The sequence below is a fragment of the Bradyrhizobium sp. CCBAU 21365 genome (assembly GCF_015291305.1).
Lineage (GTDB): Bacteria > Pseudomonadota > Alphaproteobacteria > Rhizobiales > Xanthobacteraceae > Bradyrhizobium > Bradyrhizobium elkanii.
Genome location: NZ_CP030036.1, coordinates 3,061,050 through 3,078,954, shown reverse-complemented (window position 1 = coordinate 3,078,954; position 17,905 = coordinate 3,061,050). Strand labels below are relative to the sequence as shown.

Below are 17,905 nucleotides of genomic sequence, written 5' to 3'. Positions count from 1 at the left end.
CCACAGCCGAACTCTCCACGATCGCATCGCGCGGCGATGAAAGGATTTTCATGATCATCCCACACGGAGATGCGACGCGATCACCGCTACTGCATCAAATTTGAGCGTTTTGCGGTCCCATGTACGATGTCTTCTACGCGCGGCCTGCTTGACGAGATCATCCTTGCCGCGCAGCCGGCGAATTCAGATTTCCGTTTCGTTGACGGCGAACGGCTTGCTCATAGACTTGATCGAACGCTGCCGCGCGTTCCGCCGCGCAGCGAATGAATCAGAAAGAAAAATTCAAATGCGTAAACTGACCCGCTCGGGCTCTGCCTATTCTCTCACCCGCCGCACGGCGGCCGCGCTGATCACCGCCGTGATCACGCTGTCGACGTCGGCTGCGGCACTCGCGGCTGACGCGATCGTGCTGCGCGTCGGCGACCAGAAGGGCGGCAACCGCTCGCTGCTGGAGATTTCCGGCCTCGCCAGGGATCTGCCCTACAAGATCGAGTGGTCGGAATTTCCGGCCGCGGCCCCGATCCTGGAGGCGATCAACGCCGGCGCGCTCGACGTCGGCTACACCGGCGACCTGTCCTTCCTCACCGTCTATGCGTCGGGCGCGCCGATCAAGGCGATCGGCGGCACGCGCTCCGATGCGCAGACCCAGGCGATCCTGGTGCGCGGAGATTCGCCGATCAAGACGGCGGCCGATCTGAAGGGCAAGCGCCTTGCCGGCACGCGGGGCGGCTGGGGCCAGTTCCTGATCAATGCGACGCTGGAAAAGGCCGGCAGCAGAATCGAGGACGCGACCTTCGCCCCGCTCGGCCCGGTCGACGCCAAGATCGCGCTGCTCGCCGGCTCGATCGACGCCTGGGCGGTGTGGGAGCCTTACATCTCCTACGCCACACTGAAGGACAAGGCGCGCGTCGTCGCCGACGGCGAAGGGCTGACGCCGACCATCACCTTCATCGTCGCTTCCGACAACGCCATCGCGACCAAGCGCGCCGCGGTGCAGGACCTGGTACAGCGGCTCAACAAGGCGCGGCTGTGGTCGCTCGACCATCTCGCCGAGTATGCCAGGAACACGGCCGAGCTGACCAAGCTGCCGGAAGACGTGCTGCTCGCCGCCTACACCGCGCAGAAGACGAGCCCGATCGCGATCGACGAGGCCGTGGTCAAGGAGGTGCAGGCCGCCTCCGATCGCGCCACGCGCTACGGCATTCTCGGCAAGACGCTCGACGTCGGCAAAGCCGTCGATCGCAGCTTTACGGCAAGCGCGAGCTTGAACTAGCGGCGGTTCTTCACCTCCCCTTGCAAAGGGGAGGTCGGCTTGCGCAGCAAACCGGGCGGGGATCCTGCCTCCGCGAACGCCAGCATCCGTGGAGGGTACAGACCGGATAGATACCCGACAGTTTAGACCGGCATGATTGCCGACAGGTTTCTAGAAGCATCGGCGGGAGGGCCCGACGATGCCGTTCAGAGAGACCAGTCGGATGGAAGAGCGTATCCGGATGTTTATGGAGTACGAGAGCGGGAACTGGAACGTGTCGGAGTTGTGCCGCCGTCACGGTATCTGCCGCGACACGTTTTACGCATGGCGCCAGCGGAAGCAGAGCGGCGATCCGGAGTGGTTCAGGGACCGTTCGCACGCGCCGCAGCAATGCCGACAAACGACCGATGCAGCGATTGCAGAGAAGGTGATCGCGGCTCGGCAGCGCTTTCCCTATCTGGGACCGCGCAAGCTGCTCGCCTTGCTCGACCGCCAGGCGCCGGAGATCGATTGGCCGGCGGCGTCGACGATTGGGAGCATTCTCAAGCGCGCGGGGCTGATCTCGCCGGTGAAGCGCCGTCGCCGTCCGCTCGACCAGCGGCGTCCCTGCACGCCGGTGCAGGAGCCGAACGACGAGTGGAGCGTGGACTTCAAGGGCTGGTTTCGCACCCGCGACCAGTGCCGGGTCGATCCCCTGACGGTGGCCGACAGCCACAGCCGCTTCCTGATCGAACTGCAGATCGTCGCACCGACGACCGAGGGCGTCCGCCCCCGCTTCGAAAGAGCTTTCCGCGAGCATGGCCTGCCGCGGGCAATCCGCTGCGACAATGGTTCGCCGTTCGGCTCGCGCGGCGCCGGCGGTCTCACCACATTGTCGGTCTGGTGGCTGAAGCTCGGCATTACGCCGCGCTTCATCCGTCCGGCCTCGCCGCAGGAGAACGGTCGCCATGAGCGCATGCATCGCACCTTGAAGGCGCAAACATCGAGCCCACCGGCAGATAATGCGTCGGAGCAACAGGCCCGCTTTGACGCCTTCCGAGAGCATTACAATAGGGAACGTCCTCACGAAGCGCTGGGCCAACGGCCGCCGGAAGACGCCTATCGAGCATCTCAACGCACCATGCCGGATCGCGAGCAAGACCCCTGGTATGACGCCAATCACCAGGCCCGCCGTGTTCGCGGCAACGGAGAGATCAAATGGAAAGGCAAGTTCGTCTTTATCGGTCAGGCGCTGGTGAACGAACTTGTCGGCATCGCCGAACTCGATACCGGTGACCACGTCGTCCGCTTCTGCGACCTCGACGTCGGTCTCATCGACCGCCGCGGTCTGTTCACCCGGTTCGCTCCGCCGCGTGAGGGGCTGCGCGAACCGGGTGAACAGACCGCTTAACCCAAACTGTCGGGGATCATGCCGGTCCAAAATGTCGGGAATCATGCCGGTTGAACAGAGGGCAAACCCCCACCCCGCCTCCCCCTTTCAGGGGGAGGGAGCCTAGGCGGGCAGTGCCCACCTAACGAGCATCAAGCCGCTCACCACAATGGAGACATCCGATGTCCGGTCCGCTCCATCTCGCACTGATTGTCGCAGCGCATCTTGCCTGCATGACGCTGCTGGTGATGCTTTCGCTCTAGAGCTCCCGATACGCATAATGGCAATCAGGCAACGAACGGTTTTTGTGATCGAGACCCGCCAGCATGCGGCGTTCGCGTTTGAGGCTGCGAGCCTTGCGCAGGCCCGGCAATTGCTGCGGACGCCATGGCTCGCCGCGGCCTTCGAGGCGTTTCATCGTCGACACGGCCGGCCATCGCAGGCATGCGAGCCCGCCGATATCCGTGCGGCCACCCCCGAGGAAGCCATGCTGTATCGCGACGTCGCCGATGAATTTGCCGATGGCTCTGATCGCTTCCTGGTCGCCGAGTTGCCCGATGAGACTGGCGTTTCCTAGCAAGCGCCCTTGCTGGGGAGCGCGCTGGGGTCCCTGCTCAAGGAATGCCCCCCTTACTCCGTCTTCCATTCGGCATCGAATACGTTGATCGCCTTCGGGATCAGCTTGAGGCGGGTGAAGACATCGGCAATCTTCTGCTGCTCCGCAAGCACCGAAGCGTCCACGCGCCGGGCGCCGAGCTCGGCGCGATTGACCGAGCGCTCAATGATGTCGGCGGGCAGGCCGATCTTCGGACTGAGTTCGGCCGCGTACTGCTTGCGATTGTCCCTGATCCATAGATCGATCTCGTCGATCGCCGTCAGCACGGTCGTCAGCACCTTCGGATTCTCTTCGGCGATCGGCCGCGATGCGATGTAGAAGGATACATTGGCTGCCAGGCCGCTCGCGTCCGCAATGCTGCGCGCGCCGAGGCCGATTTCCGCCGCGGCATAGTAGGGATCCCAGATCACCCAGGCGTCCACCGCGCCGCGTTCGAACGCCGCGCGTGCATCCGCCGGGGCAAGGTAGACCGGCTCGATATCCTGATAGGTCAAACCGTTGGCTTCCAGCGCGCGCACCAGAAAATAATTGACGTTCGATCCCTTGTTCAACGCGACGCGCTTCTTCCGCAGATCGGGAATCGTCTTGATCGGGCTGTCCTTCGGCACGATGATCGCCTCGTTTCGAGGCGACGCGGGCTCGTAGCCGGCATAGACGATGTTGGCGCCGGCGGCCTGTGCGAAGATCGGCGGCGCCTCGCCCACCGGACCGAAGTCGGCCGCGCCGATATTCAGGGATTCGAGCAGCTGCGGGCCGGCCTGAAATTCGTTCCAGCTCACCGTCCAGCCCAGCGGCGCCAGTTTCTGCTCAAGGATACCGCGTTCCTTGAGGAAGATCAGATTGCCGCCGCCCTTCTGGAACGCGATGCGAAAGACCTTGTCTCTTGCGTGCGCGGACGGAAGCGCGCTCCAGCCCAGAAGCAAGCCGGCCATCGCCAGCGCAAGACTTCGACCCAGCCAGTTTCGCATGCTCGCTTTCCCCCTCGAAAGACAGTATTGGAGAGGGCAAGCGTGTTTGATTTTGCTGACCGCAGCAATTTCAAAGATGGGCGATTTCCGGTTCAAGCCTTTCACGCAGCATCGGCGCGGCAGAATTTCTTTGACGCCGTCCGCAACGACAACAGGGAGTGCAGCATGCAACTATCAATGAAGGACCGCGTCGCGGTGGTCACCGGCGGCAGCAAGGGCATCGGGATCGCGGTGGCGCGGCGATTTGCCGAATCCGGCGCCAAGGTCGCGATCCTCGCCCGCGGCGCCGCCGATCTCACAGCCGCGCGCGAGGCGCTCGCCAGGGACGGCCTTGCGGTGCGCGATTACGTCTGCGACGTCGCGAAGGCCGCCGACATCACCAAGGCCCACGACCAGATCGTCGCCGATCTCGGCAAGATCGACATTCTCGTCAACAACGCCGGCACCGCGCGCACGCTGGCGTTCGAGAGCATCAGCGACGAGGCCTGGCAGGAGGACCTCGACCTGAAACTGTTCGCCGCGATCCGCTTCAGCCGGCTGGTGTGGCCGGGCATGAAGCAGCGCAGATGGGGCCGCATCATCAACGTGCTCAACACCTTCGCCAAGGCGCCGGCCGGCAATTCCGCGCCGACCTCGGTGTCGCGCGCGGCCGGCATGGCGCTGACCAAGGTGATGGCCAATGAAGGCGGCGAGCACAACATCCTGGTCAATGCGCTCTTGGTCGGCCTGATCATGAGCGATCAATGGGTCAAGCGGCATGCTGCCCAGGCGCCGAGCACGGATTTCGGGGAATTCGCCAAGGGCCTTGCCAAGGGCACGCCGCTCGGCCGCATCGGCACGGCGGAGGAGTTCGCCAACCTCGCCTGCTTCCTGGCCTCGGAGCAAGGCTCCTACATCACCGGCACCGCCATCAATGTCGATGGTGGCCGGTCGCCGGTTGTCTAGAGCTCCGGATTTGGTTCGACCAGACCGGAGCTCCAGATTCTGCTTTGGCGCGTTTTCTTCACGCGAACCGGTGTCCACTGCGCTCGAAAACGCTCAAGCGGGCAACCAACGGCAGGAAGCGACGGCTCAAAAGCAAAAGGCCTCCGTCACCGGAGGCCTTTCATCTTAAACCGCGTCCTTGGCGGCCTTGACCGGCCGTGCGCGGACGATCTTCCGGGCCGGCTTGGCCTTGAACATCATCTCTTCGCCGGTGAAGGGGTTGGTGCCCTTGCGCGCCTTGGTCGCAGGCTTCTTGACCACAACGAACTTCGCGAAGCCGGGGACGAGGAACACCCCGTTCTTCTTCAGCTCCTTGTGGCCGACATCGACGAGCGAGTCCAAAACGTTCTTGACGTCGCGCTTGGAGAGTTCGGTGGTGGTCGCGATCTTCTCGATCACTTGCGACTTCGACAGTTGGGTAGCCATGGTTGCTCCATTGATTCTGGAGTGGGCACGATATGGCGGAAAACGCCGAGAAAAACAGTGTTTTCTGCACTCCCCACCACAATATCGCTGTGGACAGCCCCCGAATCAGGGGTTTTTCCAGTGTTTTTTCCAGTCAAGGCGCTTCCGACCCCTGAATTTACAGGGTTTGCGCGGCTTCGGCGCTCCCGAAAACGCCTCCTTGAGAGAATCACCAGGCGCATCCCGCGCGGCCCAAGTGCGACAATGCAGCGCGCAATCCGGGTTGCGAAGCGCTGCGGCAGGCCACTTCAGGTTTTGGAAACGATCCTCCAAAAGACCGAGGCATTAGAAAATGACTCGGGTTCCCAATCCAAGGTAACATCGGCGAAGCGTGGCCACGACCGATCGGCTGGCCGCCGGATGCAAGCCTTTATGTATGTGCTGGAGACCCGCGTATGGATTTGAGCCGCCTCGAGATCAACCGCCGCACGGCCCTTCTGACCTCGGCCGCGATTGCGGCCAATGTCATCAATCCGATGCGGGCCTTCGCGCAGGAAACCCCGCGCAAGGGCGGCGTGTTCAACGTCCATTACGGCGCCGAGCAGCGCCAGCTCAATCCCAGCATCCAGGCCTCGACCGGCGTCTACATCATCGGCGGCAAGATCCAGGAGAACCTGGTCGACCTCGACGCCAACGGCCAGCCGGTCGGCGTGCTCGCCGAGAGCTGGGAGGCGACGCCGGACGGCAAGACCGTCACCTTCAAGCTGCGCAAGGGCGTCACCTGGCACGACGGCAAGCCGTTCACCTCGGAGGACGTCGCCTTCACCGCGATGAACATGTGGAAGAAGATCCTCAACTACGGGTCGACCCTGCAGCTGTTCCTCACATCGGTCGATACGCCCGATCCGCAGACCGCGATCTTCCGCTACGAGCGGCCGATGCCGCTGAACCTGTTGCTCCGGGCCCTGCCCGACCTCGGCTATGTCTCCGCCAAGCATCTCTATGAGAGCGGCGACATCAGGCAGAACCCGACCAATCTGGCGCCGGTCGGCACCGGTCCGTTCAAATTCGTCAAATACGAGCGCGGGCAATACATCATCGCCGACCGCAACCCGGACTATTGGCGGCCGAACGCGCCCTATCTCGACCGCATCGTCTGGAAGGTGATCACCGACCGCGCCGCCGCGGCCGCCCAGATGGAGGCCGGCGAGCTGCACTACAGCCCGTTCTCGGGCCTGACGATCTCGGACATGGCGCGGCTCGGCAAGGACAAGCGCTTCATCGTCCAGACCAAGGGCAATGAGGGCAACGCCCGCACCAACACCATCGAGTTCAACTTCCGCCGCAAGGAACTGGCCGACATCAGGGTCCGCCGTGCCATCGCGCACGCGATCAACGTGCCGTTCTTCATCGAGAATTTTTTGGGCGATTTCGCCAAGCTCGGTACCGGCCCGATCCCCTCGACCTCGACCGACTTCTACCCCGGGCCGAACACGCCACAATACCCCTATGACAAGGCCAAGGCGATCGCGCTGCTGGATGAGGCCGGCTTCAAGGCCTCCGGCGGCAACCGCTTCTCGCTGAGGCTCCTGCCGGCGCCGTGGGGCGAGGACATCTCGCTGTGGTCGACTTTCATCCAGCAGTCGCTGGGCGAAGTCGGCATCCAGGTCGACATCGTGCGCAACGACGGCGGCGGCTTCCTCAAGCAGGTCTATGACGAGCACGCCTTCGATCTCGCGACCGGCTGGCACCAGTATCGCAACGACCCCGCAGTCTCGACCACGGTATGGTACCGCTCCGGCCAGCCCAAGGGCGCGCCGTGGACCAACCAGTGGGGCTGGGAGGACAAGACTGTCGACAAGACCATCGACGATGCCGCCACCGAAGTCGATCCTGCCAAGCGCAAGGCGCTCTATGCCGATTTCGTCAAGGAGGTGAACACCGAGCTGCCGGTCTGGATGCCGATCGAGCAGATCTTCGTCACCGTGATCACGGCCAAGGCGCGCAACCACTCCAACACGCCGCGCTGGGGATCGACGAGCTGGCATGATCTTTGGCTGAGTGCATGAGGCGTGGCTCAACCTCATGGTGAGGAGCGCGAAGCGCGTCTCGAACCATGAGGCCCCGGTGGTGGCCTCATCCTTCGAGACGCTTGCTCCGCAAGCTCCTCAGGATGAGGAATTGGCCGGCGCGGACTGGCGCGTTGAAAATCAGTGTCTTGACGAACAGATCGAAATGGCGCGACGAAAGTCGTCGCGCTCCAACTCCTTATCGGCCACAATAAGGCATGCGTATCCTGAGCCTTGCGGGGCGGCGGCTCGCCGCCTCGATCCCGACCCTGTTCCTGATCCTGATCGGCGTGTTCCTGCTGCTGCAGCTCGCGCCGGGCGACACCGTCGATGCGCTGATGGCGCAGATGGGCGGCGGCGACGCCGCGACCGCCGAGGCGCTGCGCAAATTCTACGGGCTGAACCTCTCGGTTCCGGCGCAGCTCGGCAACTATCTGTGGCACCTGGTCCGGCTCGACCTCGGCTTCTCCTCGATCTACGGCAAGCCGGTGGCGACCGTGATCCTGGAACGGCTGCCGCCGACCATCCTGCTGATGACGGCGTCGCTGTCATTTGCGTTCTTCTTTGGCCTGGTGTTCGGCGTGATCGCCGCGCGCGGCGTCAACCGCTGGCCGGACACGATGATCTCCACCCTCGGCCTGATCTTCTACGCCACGCCCTCGTTCTGGTTCGGGCTGATGGCGATCGTGGTGTTCTCGGTCTATCTGCAATGGCTGCCGCCGGGCGGCTTCGAGGATATCGGCAACGTCCAGACCGGAATCTGGCGCGTGCTGGATATCGCGGCCCATCTGGTGCTGCCGACGCTGACGCTGGGGCTGATCTTCCTCGCGATCTATCTGCGCATCATGCGCGCCTCGATGCTGGAGGTCTTGAACCTCGATTTCGTCCGCACCGCCCGCGCCAAGGGGCTGGACGAGACCCACGTCATCACCCGCCATGTGCTGCGCAACGCGCTTCTGCCGATGGTGACGCTGATCGGATTGCAGGCCGGCACCATGCTCGGCGGCTCGGTCGTGGTGGAGAGCGTGTTCTCACTGCCCGGCCTTGGCCGCCTTGCCTATGAATCCGTGGTGCAGCGCGACCTCAACACCCTGCTCGGCATCGTCTTCGTGTCCGCGCTGCTTGTCATATCCGTGAACTTCGTCGTCGATCTGCTCTACGCGCGGCTCGATCCGCGCATCGCGGCGGAGGGCTGACGATGGATGCCGTGAAACGCTATTTCCGTAGCCCGGCCGCGGTGATCGGCCTGATCCTGCTGCTGCTTGTCATCGCGATGGCGATCAGCGCGGGTCTCCTCTATCCGCGCGATCCGCTCGCCCTTGCCGGCCGGCCGCTGATCTGGCCGTTCTCCAACCCGCGCTTCCTGCTCGGCACCGACAATTCCGGACGCGACATCGCCGCCCAGATCTTCTACGGCGCGCGGATCTCGCTCCTGATCGGCGGCGTCGCCACCGTGATCGCGATCCTGATCGGCATCCTGGTCGGCGCCTTCGCCGGCTATTATGGCGGCTGGGTCGACAATGTGCTGATGCGGATCACCGAGGCATTTCAGACGCTGCCGAACTTCGTGCTGCTGCTGGTCCTGGTCGCGGTGTTCGGCTCGACCCTGACCACGGTGACCATTGCAGTTGGAGTGGTGTCGTGGCCGGCGCCGGCGCGGCTGACCCGCGCCGAGTTCCTGTCGCTGCGCAACCGCGAATTCGTCCAGGCCGGCAAGACGCTCGGCATGAAGGACGTCCAGCTCATCCTCGGCGAGATCCTGCCCAACGCGCTGCCGCCCGTGATCGTCTACGCCAGCGTGGTGATGGCGGTCGCGATCCTGCTGGAAAGCGCGCTCGCCTTCCTGAGGCTGTCCGATCCCAACGTCGCCTCCTGGGGCAATCTGATCGGGCTCGGCCGCGACGTGCTCCGGGTGCAGTGGTACGTCTCGGCGATCCCCGGCATTGCGATCCTCGTCACCGTGCTCGCGGTGTCGCTGGTCGGCCAGGGCCTCAACGATGCGCTCAATCCGAGGCTGAAGAGCCGATGAGCGAGACGGTCCTTTCGCTCGATGGGCTGACGGTGCGCCTGCCCAAAGGCGCCGACCGGCCGCATGCGCTGTCCGACGTCTCGTTGTCGATTGCGTCGAACGAAATTCTTTGCGTGGTCGGCGAGTCCGGCTCCGGCAAGTCGATGATGGCGAACGCCATCATGCGGCTGCTGCCGAACGAGGTGACGATCGAACGGGGCCCGATGATGTTCGACGGCCGCGACCTCTGCGCCGCCGACAGCGCCGAAATGCGCGATGTGCGCGGCGCCGGGATTGCGATGATCTTCCAGGAGCCGATGACCGCGCTCAATCCGCTGCGCACCATCGGCGATCAGATCGGCGAGATGTTTGCGATCCACACCGGCCTGTCGAAGTCCGAGATCAATGCGCGGGTGCTGGCGCTGCTCGAGGACGTCCGCATCCCCGATCCCAGGGCTGCCGCAAAGGCCTACCCGCACGAGCTGTCCGGCGGCCAGCGCCAGCGCGCGATGATCGCGATGGCGCTGGCGCTCGACCCGAAGCTCTTGATCGCGGACGAGCCGACCACCGCGCTCGACGTCACAACGCAGGCACAGATCCTGAAGCTGATCCGCGACTTGCAGCAGCGCAAGAAGACCGCGGTGCTGTTCATCACGCATGATTTCGGCGTGGTCGCCGAGATCGCCGACCGCGTCGTGGTGATGCAGCACGGCGCGATCGTCGAGCAAGGCGCGGCCGACAAGGTGCTGAACGATCCGCAGCATGCCTACACGAAACAACTGATTGCGGCCGTACCCCCGCTGAAGGCGCCGCCGCCGCGCATCCTGTCCGGCAAGGACATCCTGACCATCGACGGCGTCTCCAAGACCTACCGCACCGGCGGCTTCCTCGGCCGCGGCGCGCGGATCACGGAAGCCGTCAGGAACGTCTCGCTGCACCTGCCGCGCGGCGCGACGCTCGGCATCGTCGGCGAATCCGGTTCGGGCAAATCAACCCTCGCGCGCTGCATCGTGCGGCTGATCGATCCCGACACCGGCTCGATCGTGCTCGACGGCAAGGACTGGGCAAAGCTCGGCCGCGACGATATCAGGCGCGAGACCCGCCACATCCAGATGGTGTTCCAGGATCCGTTCGCCTCGCTCAATCCGCGCCGCAAGGCGGCCGAGCTGGTGGCGCAGGGACCGATCGTGCACGGCACCGACCGCGCCACCGCGATTGCGGAAGCGCGAAAGCTGTTCGAGCTGGTCGGGCTCGATCCGTCCGCCGGGGATCGCTATCCGCACGAATTCTCCGGCGGCCAACGGCAGCGCATCGGGCTCGCCCGGGCACTGGCGTTGAAGCCGGACGTGCTGGTCGCCGACGAGCCGGTCTCGGCGCTCGACGTCTCGGTGCAGGCGCAGGTCTTGAAGCTGCTCGCCGGGCTGCGCCAGCAGCTTGGCCTCTCGATCATCTTCATCACCCACGATCTGCGCGTCGCCGCCCAGATCTGCGATCTCGTCGCTGTGATGAAGGACGGCGCCGTGGTCGAGCAGGGGCTGACCGCCGAGGTGTTCGGCAAGCCGCAGCACCCCTACACGCAGGACCTGCTGTCGGCGATCCCCGGCGGCGCGTTCGCGCGCGAGCACGGCACCGCAACTATGTAGCCGGGCACGCGCGGCCTACTCCGCCGCTTGTGGCTTGGGCTCCTCGCGCAGCCGGAAGCGCTTCAGCAATCCGGATACCGTGTCGCGGAAGCCGCCATATTCCAGCTCTGAATAGGGCAGCATCGCAGCGCCGGACCAGCCCTGGCTGCGCATCTCGATCGCCTTGCGCTGCGCGCGCTGGCGGACCTCGTCCCACGCAAGGTTGTCAAAGAAATCGGTGTAGGACTCCGAGAACTTCCCGTCCCGGTCGATCGAGAAGCCGACGCAGGACACGATCGGCAGGCAGTACATCCCCGTCACCGGGGTGTTGAGCGGCACCGGCATGAGCGGCATCACATGCGAGCCGCGCGCGTCGCCGCCCACGAAGTGCGCCTTGGCGAAGGGCGAGATGATTTCTTCGGGCGCCGCGAAAATGCCCTGGTTCCTGACGACTGCGACCGGATCATCCTTGCCGGTGTACTTGCCTGCGATGGAGTGAAGGCGCTGCGCCGAAACGGCGACGGCGACCTCGCCATAGGTTTTCGAGACGATGCGATCAATGCCGAAGCGCTCGTTGTCGCGAAGCAGCGCCGCAATGTGGTAGCCGTCCGCGGGCGCATCGAGTTCTATCACGCTGTCGCCGGCCGTGTTGTCCATATCGATGATATGGAAACGGAAGCCCTTGATCATCGGGGGCAGCATCAGCCCGGCGCAATACATGGGATCGGCAAAAGCCAGATAGAGCGGCAGGTTGTAGGCGCCGGGGCCGCATTTGTCCGCGGCGAACACCATGAAGGACTCCGCGGGTCTCGCGCCCGAGAGGCTGTGGTCGAAGCTGAGTTCGGCGACGGCCGGGCCCGCGCCGCGAACGTTTCCGGAAGGGGCGTCGACGAGAAGATCCTGGCCGGCGCCGTAGAGCCCGGAGGTCTTCGCAACCGCAGTGGCCGCGAGAAACGTCTTCCAGGCGAATTGGTGGACTTCGGAGCTCCCTTCGCCCCGCGTGTGCGTCATGATGATCGCAATATCGTCGCCGGTATGGCGCACGAAACCGTCGATCAGGAGACCGTTGTCGATCGCTTTCGCGGCCTCCCCTTCGACCGCCGCCATCATGCGCGCAGATGGTTTCGTGTGGCCCCCAACGGAGCCAATGTCAGCCTTGATGACCGAAATGGTGAGTTTCATGAGCATCCCTCCGACCGCAGCGCGGCGCCTTCGCCTCGGCGCTCGCTGCGCCGGGGGCGACGGCGCGCTCATTTGCGAAAAGAACGTCGTGTGGTGCGACAGGTTCCCTGCGCAAATTTCTTGCGGAACTATGGCCCCTCCGTCACCGCGTGTCGATACGGGCTATCGACGCATCTGGAATAACTCGTGATGCTCGATGGGGTTACCACCCGCCCTATGAAGCGCGGTTGAGAAAGATCGGCAGGCCCCGCTTGTTGGAATAGAGAGGACGGTAGCGCTCGGTGTTGTAAGCGCTTGCGACGTCCAATTTGCGTGGCCCGAGCTTGGCGTCGGGGATCGGAACGAGGTCGTAGCGGCCCTCGACCAGCGCCGACATGAGGCCGGTTTTGCCTTCCAGGATCGCATCGTAAGCCATGTTGCCGAACGTCAGCGCCACAAGCTTGTCGATGAAGTCCGGATCGCCTGACCGCAGGTCGTAGGTGAGGTCAGAGACGATGGTCTCCTCGCCGGTGCGCCGCTTGATCTCGTCCGCGAACGCTTCGGCCACGCTTGCCTTCTTGCGGTGACCGTAGGCGTCAGGCTCGCCGAATTCCTGCACCTTGTAGCCTTCCCACTCGGCGCCCTCGCTGAGCGCGATCAGCGCGTAGTTGCTCGGGTTGCCGTGCTTGTCATCGAGGAGAAGCTGGATCAGCTTGTCGAGATCGACCTTGTACTCCGGTATGGCGCATCGGATCGAGGTTGCGTATGCGGTATAGAGTGCCGTAAAGCCGGCATCGCGACCAAAGACGCGGAAAATGCCGATTCGCTCGTGCGAGCCGACGGTGGTGCGCTGGCGCTGGATGGCATCGCTGGCACGGGTGATCGCGGTCGAGAAGCCGATGCAGTATTCGGTGTTGCGCACGTCGTTGTCCATCGTCTTCGGGATGGCAATGATCTTGACGCCTCGCCTGTTGAGCTTGTCCGCGTAGCTGAGAGTATCGTCGCCGCCGATGGCGATCAGATGTTCGATACCGAGCCCCGCGAGGTTCGCGAGCACCTCGTTGGTGAGGTCCCACGTCGTGGTTGCGATGCCACCCTTGGTGCTCTGCGAAACCGGAAAGTCGCGGCCCGCGAGATGATCGGGCAACTTCTTCATTTTGGAGGGATTGGTGCGGCTTGAGTGCAGCACGGTGCCGCCGCGCCGGTCGATGACGCGCGTGTTTTCGCGGTTCAGCGGGATGATGTAATGGGACTTGCTCGACGGGTCGTCGAGGTTCAGGTGCGTGAGGGCCTCCCAGCCTCGGCGGAGACCGACAACCTCGATGTCGTCCTCGCTGCCGCGATAAGTCACGCTCTTGATCACCGCGTTAAGGCCGGGGACGTCACCGCCTCCCGTGAGAATACCAATGCGCTTCCTCGCCATGCCCACCTCCCAGGGTTGCTATCTGGCAATAACGCCTGCGTCGCGTCGGGGTTTCCACAACGCTATCCGCCAACGGCGGAATCCTCGTGATCGCGGCACCCGGCCGAACCTGCTTGCGCCCCCACTCTTCCAGCGACGTTCTCCGACCAGTCCCCACCTCGGGCGGCTTGCCCCTCCATGCCCCTTATCTCGCGTGCGTGGCGCGACGTTGCTCCGCGCTTATCGTGAACGGCGCGAGGCGAGGAAATACTCGGCCCATCGCAGCAACTCGAAACGATCGCCCTTGACCAGCTCCTGCGCGTCGCGGCGCCGATAGAGCACCAGCATCCAGGGCGCGAGCTTGCGCAGCAATCCGTGGGCCATGTACTGCACCGGCTCGGAGAACGGCAGCGCCAGTTCGCTTTCCGGCACGCCCTGGACCGCGCGTGCCAATTCGCGGCCGAGCGGGATCGTCAACGCGACCGCGCGGCCATTGCAGCCGGTCCAGCCATAGGCGTTGGGACCCAGCCGGTGCATGCGCGGCAGGAAATCCGCGGTCATCCCGACATAGCCGTTCCAGACATAGTCGAAGGAGACGTCGCCGATCTGCGGCCACAGGCGCTGCAACCGCTCGGTCACCCGTGCCTTCAGCCGCCCGGTCTTGTCGCCCGGACCGAGCACGGCACCGCCGGTGACGAGGCGGTTGCGGGCGTCGTAGCGCGCAAAATACAGCTCGCCATGGGTGTCCGACATCGCCTGCCGGGCGGGAATGATGGTCTTGCGCACGTTGTCCGAGAGCGGCTGCGTCGCCATCTGCCACGACAGCACCGGCATCACCTCGGTTGCGATGTCAGGCACCAGCGACTTCGCGAACTCGCCGCTATAGGCGTTGGTCGCGACCACCAGCGCGCGACCGGAGATCTCACCCTTTTCCGTCCTCACCACCCAGCGATCGCCGCGGCGCTCGAAACTCGTCGCAGGCGAGCGGGCATAGATCCGCGCACCGAGGCCGAGCACGGTGCGCGCAAGGCCGCGCGCCAGCGCCAGCGGATTGACGTGACCGCCGGTCCTGTTCCAGAAGCCGCCGTACCAGGCGTCCGAGCCGAGCATGTCCCGGGTCTGATCGCGCGACAGCAATTCGACCGGCGCGCCGAATTTCGACCATTGCTGCACCCGCCGTTCCGCGATCTTGATGCGGCCCGGCGAGTGCACCGGTTGCACCCAGCCGGCCTGCTCCTGCTCGGCCTCGATGTTGTAGCGCCTGACGACGTCGAACAGATCAGCGGCACTGTCGCGCAGCATCGCGACAAAGCGCTCGCCGGCCGCGCCGTGCCTCGCGATGATGTCATCGGGATCGGGACGCGACAGCGTCGGGATCACCTGGCCGTTGTTGCGCCCCGAGGCGCCCCAGCCCGGCTCGGCGGCCTCGACGATCGCGACGTCGACATTGGCCTCGCGCAGATGCAGTGCGGTCGATAGACCCGTGAAGCCGCCGCCGATGATCACGACATCGGCCTGCTGCGCGCCGGTCAGTTCAGGACAATCAGGGCCGGACGGCGTCACTGCCGCCCAGAGCGAATTGGGCCAGCGCACGGCATTGCTGTTCATCATGATCCTTCCTTGCGGGCGCCCGGTCATTCTGGTTAGCTAATTCTACTCTCCTATTCCAGCCGGGAAGACAACAAGTGGCACTCAAGAACGTCATCGGAATCGATCACGCCGTGGTCATGGTGAAGGACCTCGACAAGGCCGCCGAGAACTACAAGCGGCTCGGCTTCACCGTGTCGCCGCGCGGCACCCATAGCGCGCATATGGGATCGGGCAATTACACCATCATGTTCGACCCCGACTACATGGAATTGCTCGGCGTGCTGACGCCGACCGAACACAACGCGCCGGCGCGCGCCTTCCTCGAGAAGCGCGGCGAAGGCATCGAACGCATCGCGTTCACCGCCGTGGATTCCGCCGCCGGCGCCGAGGAGATTCGCGCGCGCGGCTATGCGCCGATCGGGCCGACCGATTTCGAGCGCCCGGTGACCTTGCCTGATGGCACGGTCTCCGCGGCGAAATTCCGCACCTTCCAGTGGCCGACCGCGGAGGCGCCCGGCGGCGTCCGCATCTTCGCCTGCCAGCACAAGACTCGCGAGACGGTGTGGATTCCCGAATTGATGGCGCACGCCAATGGGGCAAAACGCCTCAAGCAGGTGCTGATCGTCTCGCCCGATCCCGCGGCCGATGCCACACACCTCTCCAAGATGATCGACGTCGCCGTCAGGAACGACGCCGACGGTGCGGTTGCAGTACCGTCCGGCGGCGACCGCGCCGACTTCGTGTTCCTGACCAGGGATCAGCTCGGCAAGCGCTATCCCGGCGTCTCGCTGGACGGCCTGCCCGATCGCGGCGGCGCCGGCCTCGTGATCGCGGCCGATCTTGCCGCGACCGAGAAGGCGCTGGGCTCAGCCGGCGTGAAGAGCGGCAACAGCATCGTGCCGCCCGCTTCCGGCAACGGGACCCTGCTCGCTTTCGTCAAGGCATAGCTGCCATACCATGCGCGGCGCAGCGTTATGCAACGGCGCCGCGCATGTGGGACTAGGCACAGAAAGTTGAGGCGCTAGTATCTCTCCCAAACAAGAACCGTCCAGGGAGAGAAACATGTCGCATCACCTGATCTCGCGCCGGCAGATGCTGGCCGGCACCGCCGCCGCCGGCGCGGTTGGATTGACCGGATTTCCGGCCCGCGCCGACGTCAACTGGAAGAAATATTCCGGCACCACGCTCGAGGTGATCCTCGCCAAGGGGCCGCGCGGCGACAATCTGCAAAAATACATCAAGGAGTTTACCGAGCTCACCGGCATCAAGGTCGAGTCGGAGCAGATCCCCGAGCAGCAGCAGCGCCAGAAATGCGTGATCGAGCTGTCCTCGGGCAAGCCGAGCTTCGACGTCGTGCACCTGAGCTATCACGTGCAGAAGCGGCAGTTCGAGAAGGCCGGCTGGCTCGCCGACATGTCGGGCTATCTGAAGGATCCGAGCATGACGCCGCCGGACCTCGTCGAGAGCGATTTCTCGGCGGCCGGGCTGCAATATGCCCGCAACGACAAGGGCCAGATGCTGTCGCTGCCGTGGTCGGTGGACTATTTCATCCTCTACTACAACAAGGAGCTGTTCCAGAAGAAGGGCGTCGAGGTCCCGAAGACGCTGGAGGAGATGGCAATCGCGGCCGAGAAGCTGACCGATCCGAAGGAAGGCATCTACGGCTTCGTCGGCCGCGGCCTGCGCAACGCCAACATGGCGATGTGGACCAACTTCTATCTGAACTATGGCGGCGAATTCCTCGATGCCAAGGGCAACATCCTGACCGACGGCCCCGAGGCGATCGAGGCCACCAAGCTCTATCAGCGGCTGCTGACGAAATGCGCGCCTCCCGGCGTCGCCGGCTTCAACTGGATGGAGTCGATGGCGTCCTTCACGCAAGGCAGGTCCGCGATGTGGATCGACGCCGACGGCTGGGCGCCGCCGCTGGAAGATCCCGCCGCCTCGCGCGTCGTCGGCAAGGTCGGCTACACGCTGGTGCCCGCCGGCCCCAAGGGCAAGTTCTCCTCGACCTATGGCGACGGCGTCGGCATCGCCGCGGCGAGCAAGAACAAGGAAGCCGCCTATTTGCTCTGCCAATGGGTGGTCTCGCGGGGCCAGGGCGCGCGCCTGCTGCAGGCCGGCGGCGGCGTGCCGTTCCGCAACTCCATCGTCGACGATGCCGAGGTCGCCAAAGGCGTGAAGACCAAGGAATGGCTGCAGTCGGTGGTTGATTCCGCCAAGATCTCGAAGCTCGGCCTGCCCGTCATCATCCCGGTCGCCGAATTCCGCGACATCGTCGGCGCGGCGCTGACCGCGACGCTGTCCGGCGCCGATCCCGCCACCGAGCTGAAGAAGGCGCACGAGCAATTCCGCCCCATCCTGGAGCGTAGCGAAAAAGCGTGAGCCTGGTGACACAGACCGAGCCGGCGGCGGCCAGCAAAGCGTTTTCAAGCGAAGTGGGTACCGGTTCGCGTGAA

15 protein-coding genes are annotated in these 17,905 nt (G+C 64.6%); 10 read left to right on the top strand and 5 right to left on the bottom strand.

All coding sequences use genetic code 11. The features are described from left to right. Positions 1–286 precede the first annotated feature (286 nt). The 3 genes from XI02_RS14150 (at position 287) to XI02_RS14140 (ending at position 3,198) form a co-directional block, all read left to right on the top strand. Positions 287–1,273 (top strand): ABC transporter substrate-binding protein, encoded by a 987-nt coding sequence (locus XI02_RS14150; RefSeq protein WP_172648317.1) that lies wholly within the window; start codon positions 287–289, stop codon positions 1,271–1,273. 202 nt (positions 1,274–1,475) lie between these two features. Next, the gene (locus XI02_RS14145) at positions 1,476–2,642 is read left to right on the top strand and encodes an integrase core domain-containing protein (RefSeq protein WP_244620959.1); all 1,167 of its coding nucleotides are present in this window, start codon (positions 1,476–1,478) and stop codon (positions 2,640–2,642) included. Positions 2,643–2,928: 286 nt separating this feature from the next. Next, positions 2,929–3,198, top strand: coding sequence for a hypothetical protein (locus tag XI02_RS14140; protein ID WP_172648318.1), 270 nt, complete (start codon positions 2,929–2,931; stop codon positions 3,196–3,198). 53 nt (positions 3,199–3,251) lie between these two features. On the opposite strand, the gene XI02_RS14135 is transcribed toward XI02_RS14140, so the two are convergent. Next, the gene (locus XI02_RS14135; protein WP_244980721.1) at positions 3,252–4,205 is read right to left on the bottom strand and encodes a sulfonate ABC transporter substrate-binding protein; all 954 of its coding nucleotides are present in this window, start codon (positions 4,203–4,205) and stop codon (positions 3,252–3,254) included. Positions 4,206–4,370: 165 nt separating this feature from the next. Between XI02_RS14135 and XI02_RS14130 the strand changes: the two genes are divergently transcribed. Further along, a complete protein-coding gene (locus XI02_RS14130; protein WP_172648319.1) occupies positions 4,371–5,150 on the top strand; it encodes an SDR family oxidoreductase in 780 nt (259 codons plus the stop codon). Positions 5,151–5,315: 165 nt separating this feature from the next. Here XI02_RS14130 and XI02_RS14125 read toward each other — a convergent pair whose 3' ends face one another. Then, positions 5,316–5,615, bottom strand: coding sequence for an HU family DNA-binding protein (locus XI02_RS14125; RefSeq protein WP_016843119.1), 300 nt, complete (start codon positions 5,613–5,615; stop codon positions 5,316–5,318). 434 nt (positions 5,616–6,049) lie between these two features. On the opposite strand from XI02_RS14125, the gene XI02_RS14120 reads away from it, so the two are divergent. From XI02_RS14120 to XI02_RS14105, 4 genes are all read left to right on the top strand, one after another. After that, a complete protein-coding gene (locus XI02_RS14120) occupies positions 6,050–7,663 on the top strand; it encodes an ABC transporter substrate-binding protein (protein ID WP_172648320.1) in 1,614 nt (537 codons plus the stop codon). A 218-nt stretch (positions 7,664–7,881) separates the two neighbouring features. After that, a complete protein-coding gene (locus tag XI02_RS14115) occupies positions 7,882–8,859 on the top strand; it encodes an ABC transporter permease (protein WP_038383993.1) in 978 nt (325 codons plus the stop codon). Between the two features lie 2 nt (positions 8,860–8,861). Next, the gene (locus XI02_RS14110) at positions 8,862–9,692 is read left to right on the top strand and encodes an ABC transporter permease (protein ID WP_016843116.1); all 831 of its coding nucleotides are present in this window, start codon (positions 8,862–8,864) and stop codon (positions 9,690–9,692) included. Next, the gene (locus XI02_RS14105; RefSeq protein ID WP_172648321.1) at positions 9,689–11,314 is read left to right on the top strand and encodes an ABC transporter ATP-binding protein; all 1,626 of its coding nucleotides are present in this window, start codon (positions 9,689–9,691) and stop codon (positions 11,312–11,314) included. Before XI02_RS14110 ends, XI02_RS14105 begins: the two co-directional genes overlap by 4 nt. 15 nt (positions 11,315–11,329) lie before the next feature. On the opposite strand, the gene XI02_RS14100 is transcribed toward XI02_RS14105, so the two are convergent. From XI02_RS14100 to XI02_RS14090, 3 genes are all read right to left on the bottom strand, one after another. After that, positions 11,330–12,475: a fructose-1,6-bisphosphatase gene (locus XI02_RS14100; RefSeq protein WP_172648322.1), complete on the bottom strand. Its 1,146-nt coding sequence runs from the start codon at positions 12,473–12,475 to the stop codon at positions 11,330–11,332. A 214-nt stretch (positions 12,476–12,689) separates the two neighbouring features. Beyond that, the gene (locus XI02_RS14095) at positions 12,690–13,877 is read right to left on the bottom strand and encodes a 6-phosphofructokinase (protein ID WP_172648323.1); all 1,188 of its coding nucleotides are present in this window, start codon (positions 13,875–13,877) and stop codon (positions 12,690–12,692) included. 219 nt (positions 13,878–14,096) lie between these two features. Next, the gene (locus XI02_RS14090) at positions 14,097–15,464 is read right to left on the bottom strand and encodes an FAD-binding oxidoreductase (protein WP_018270398.1); all 1,368 of its coding nucleotides are present in this window, start codon (positions 15,462–15,464) and stop codon (positions 14,097–14,099) included. Positions 15,465–15,541: 77 nt separating this feature from the next. Here XI02_RS14090 and XI02_RS14085 point away from each other — a divergent pair, with 77 nt between their 5' ends. Further along, on the top strand, positions 15,542–16,393 hold the full coding sequence (locus tag XI02_RS14085; RefSeq protein ID WP_172648324.1) for a VOC family protein: 852 nt from the start codon (positions 15,542–15,544) through the stop codon (positions 16,391–16,393). Between the two features lie 115 nt (positions 16,394–16,508). Next, a complete protein-coding gene (locus XI02_RS14080; protein ID WP_172648325.1) occupies positions 16,509–17,831 on the top strand; it encodes a sugar ABC transporter substrate-binding protein in 1,323 nt (440 codons plus the stop codon). The last annotated feature ends 74 nt before the right edge of the window (positions 17,832–17,905 follow it).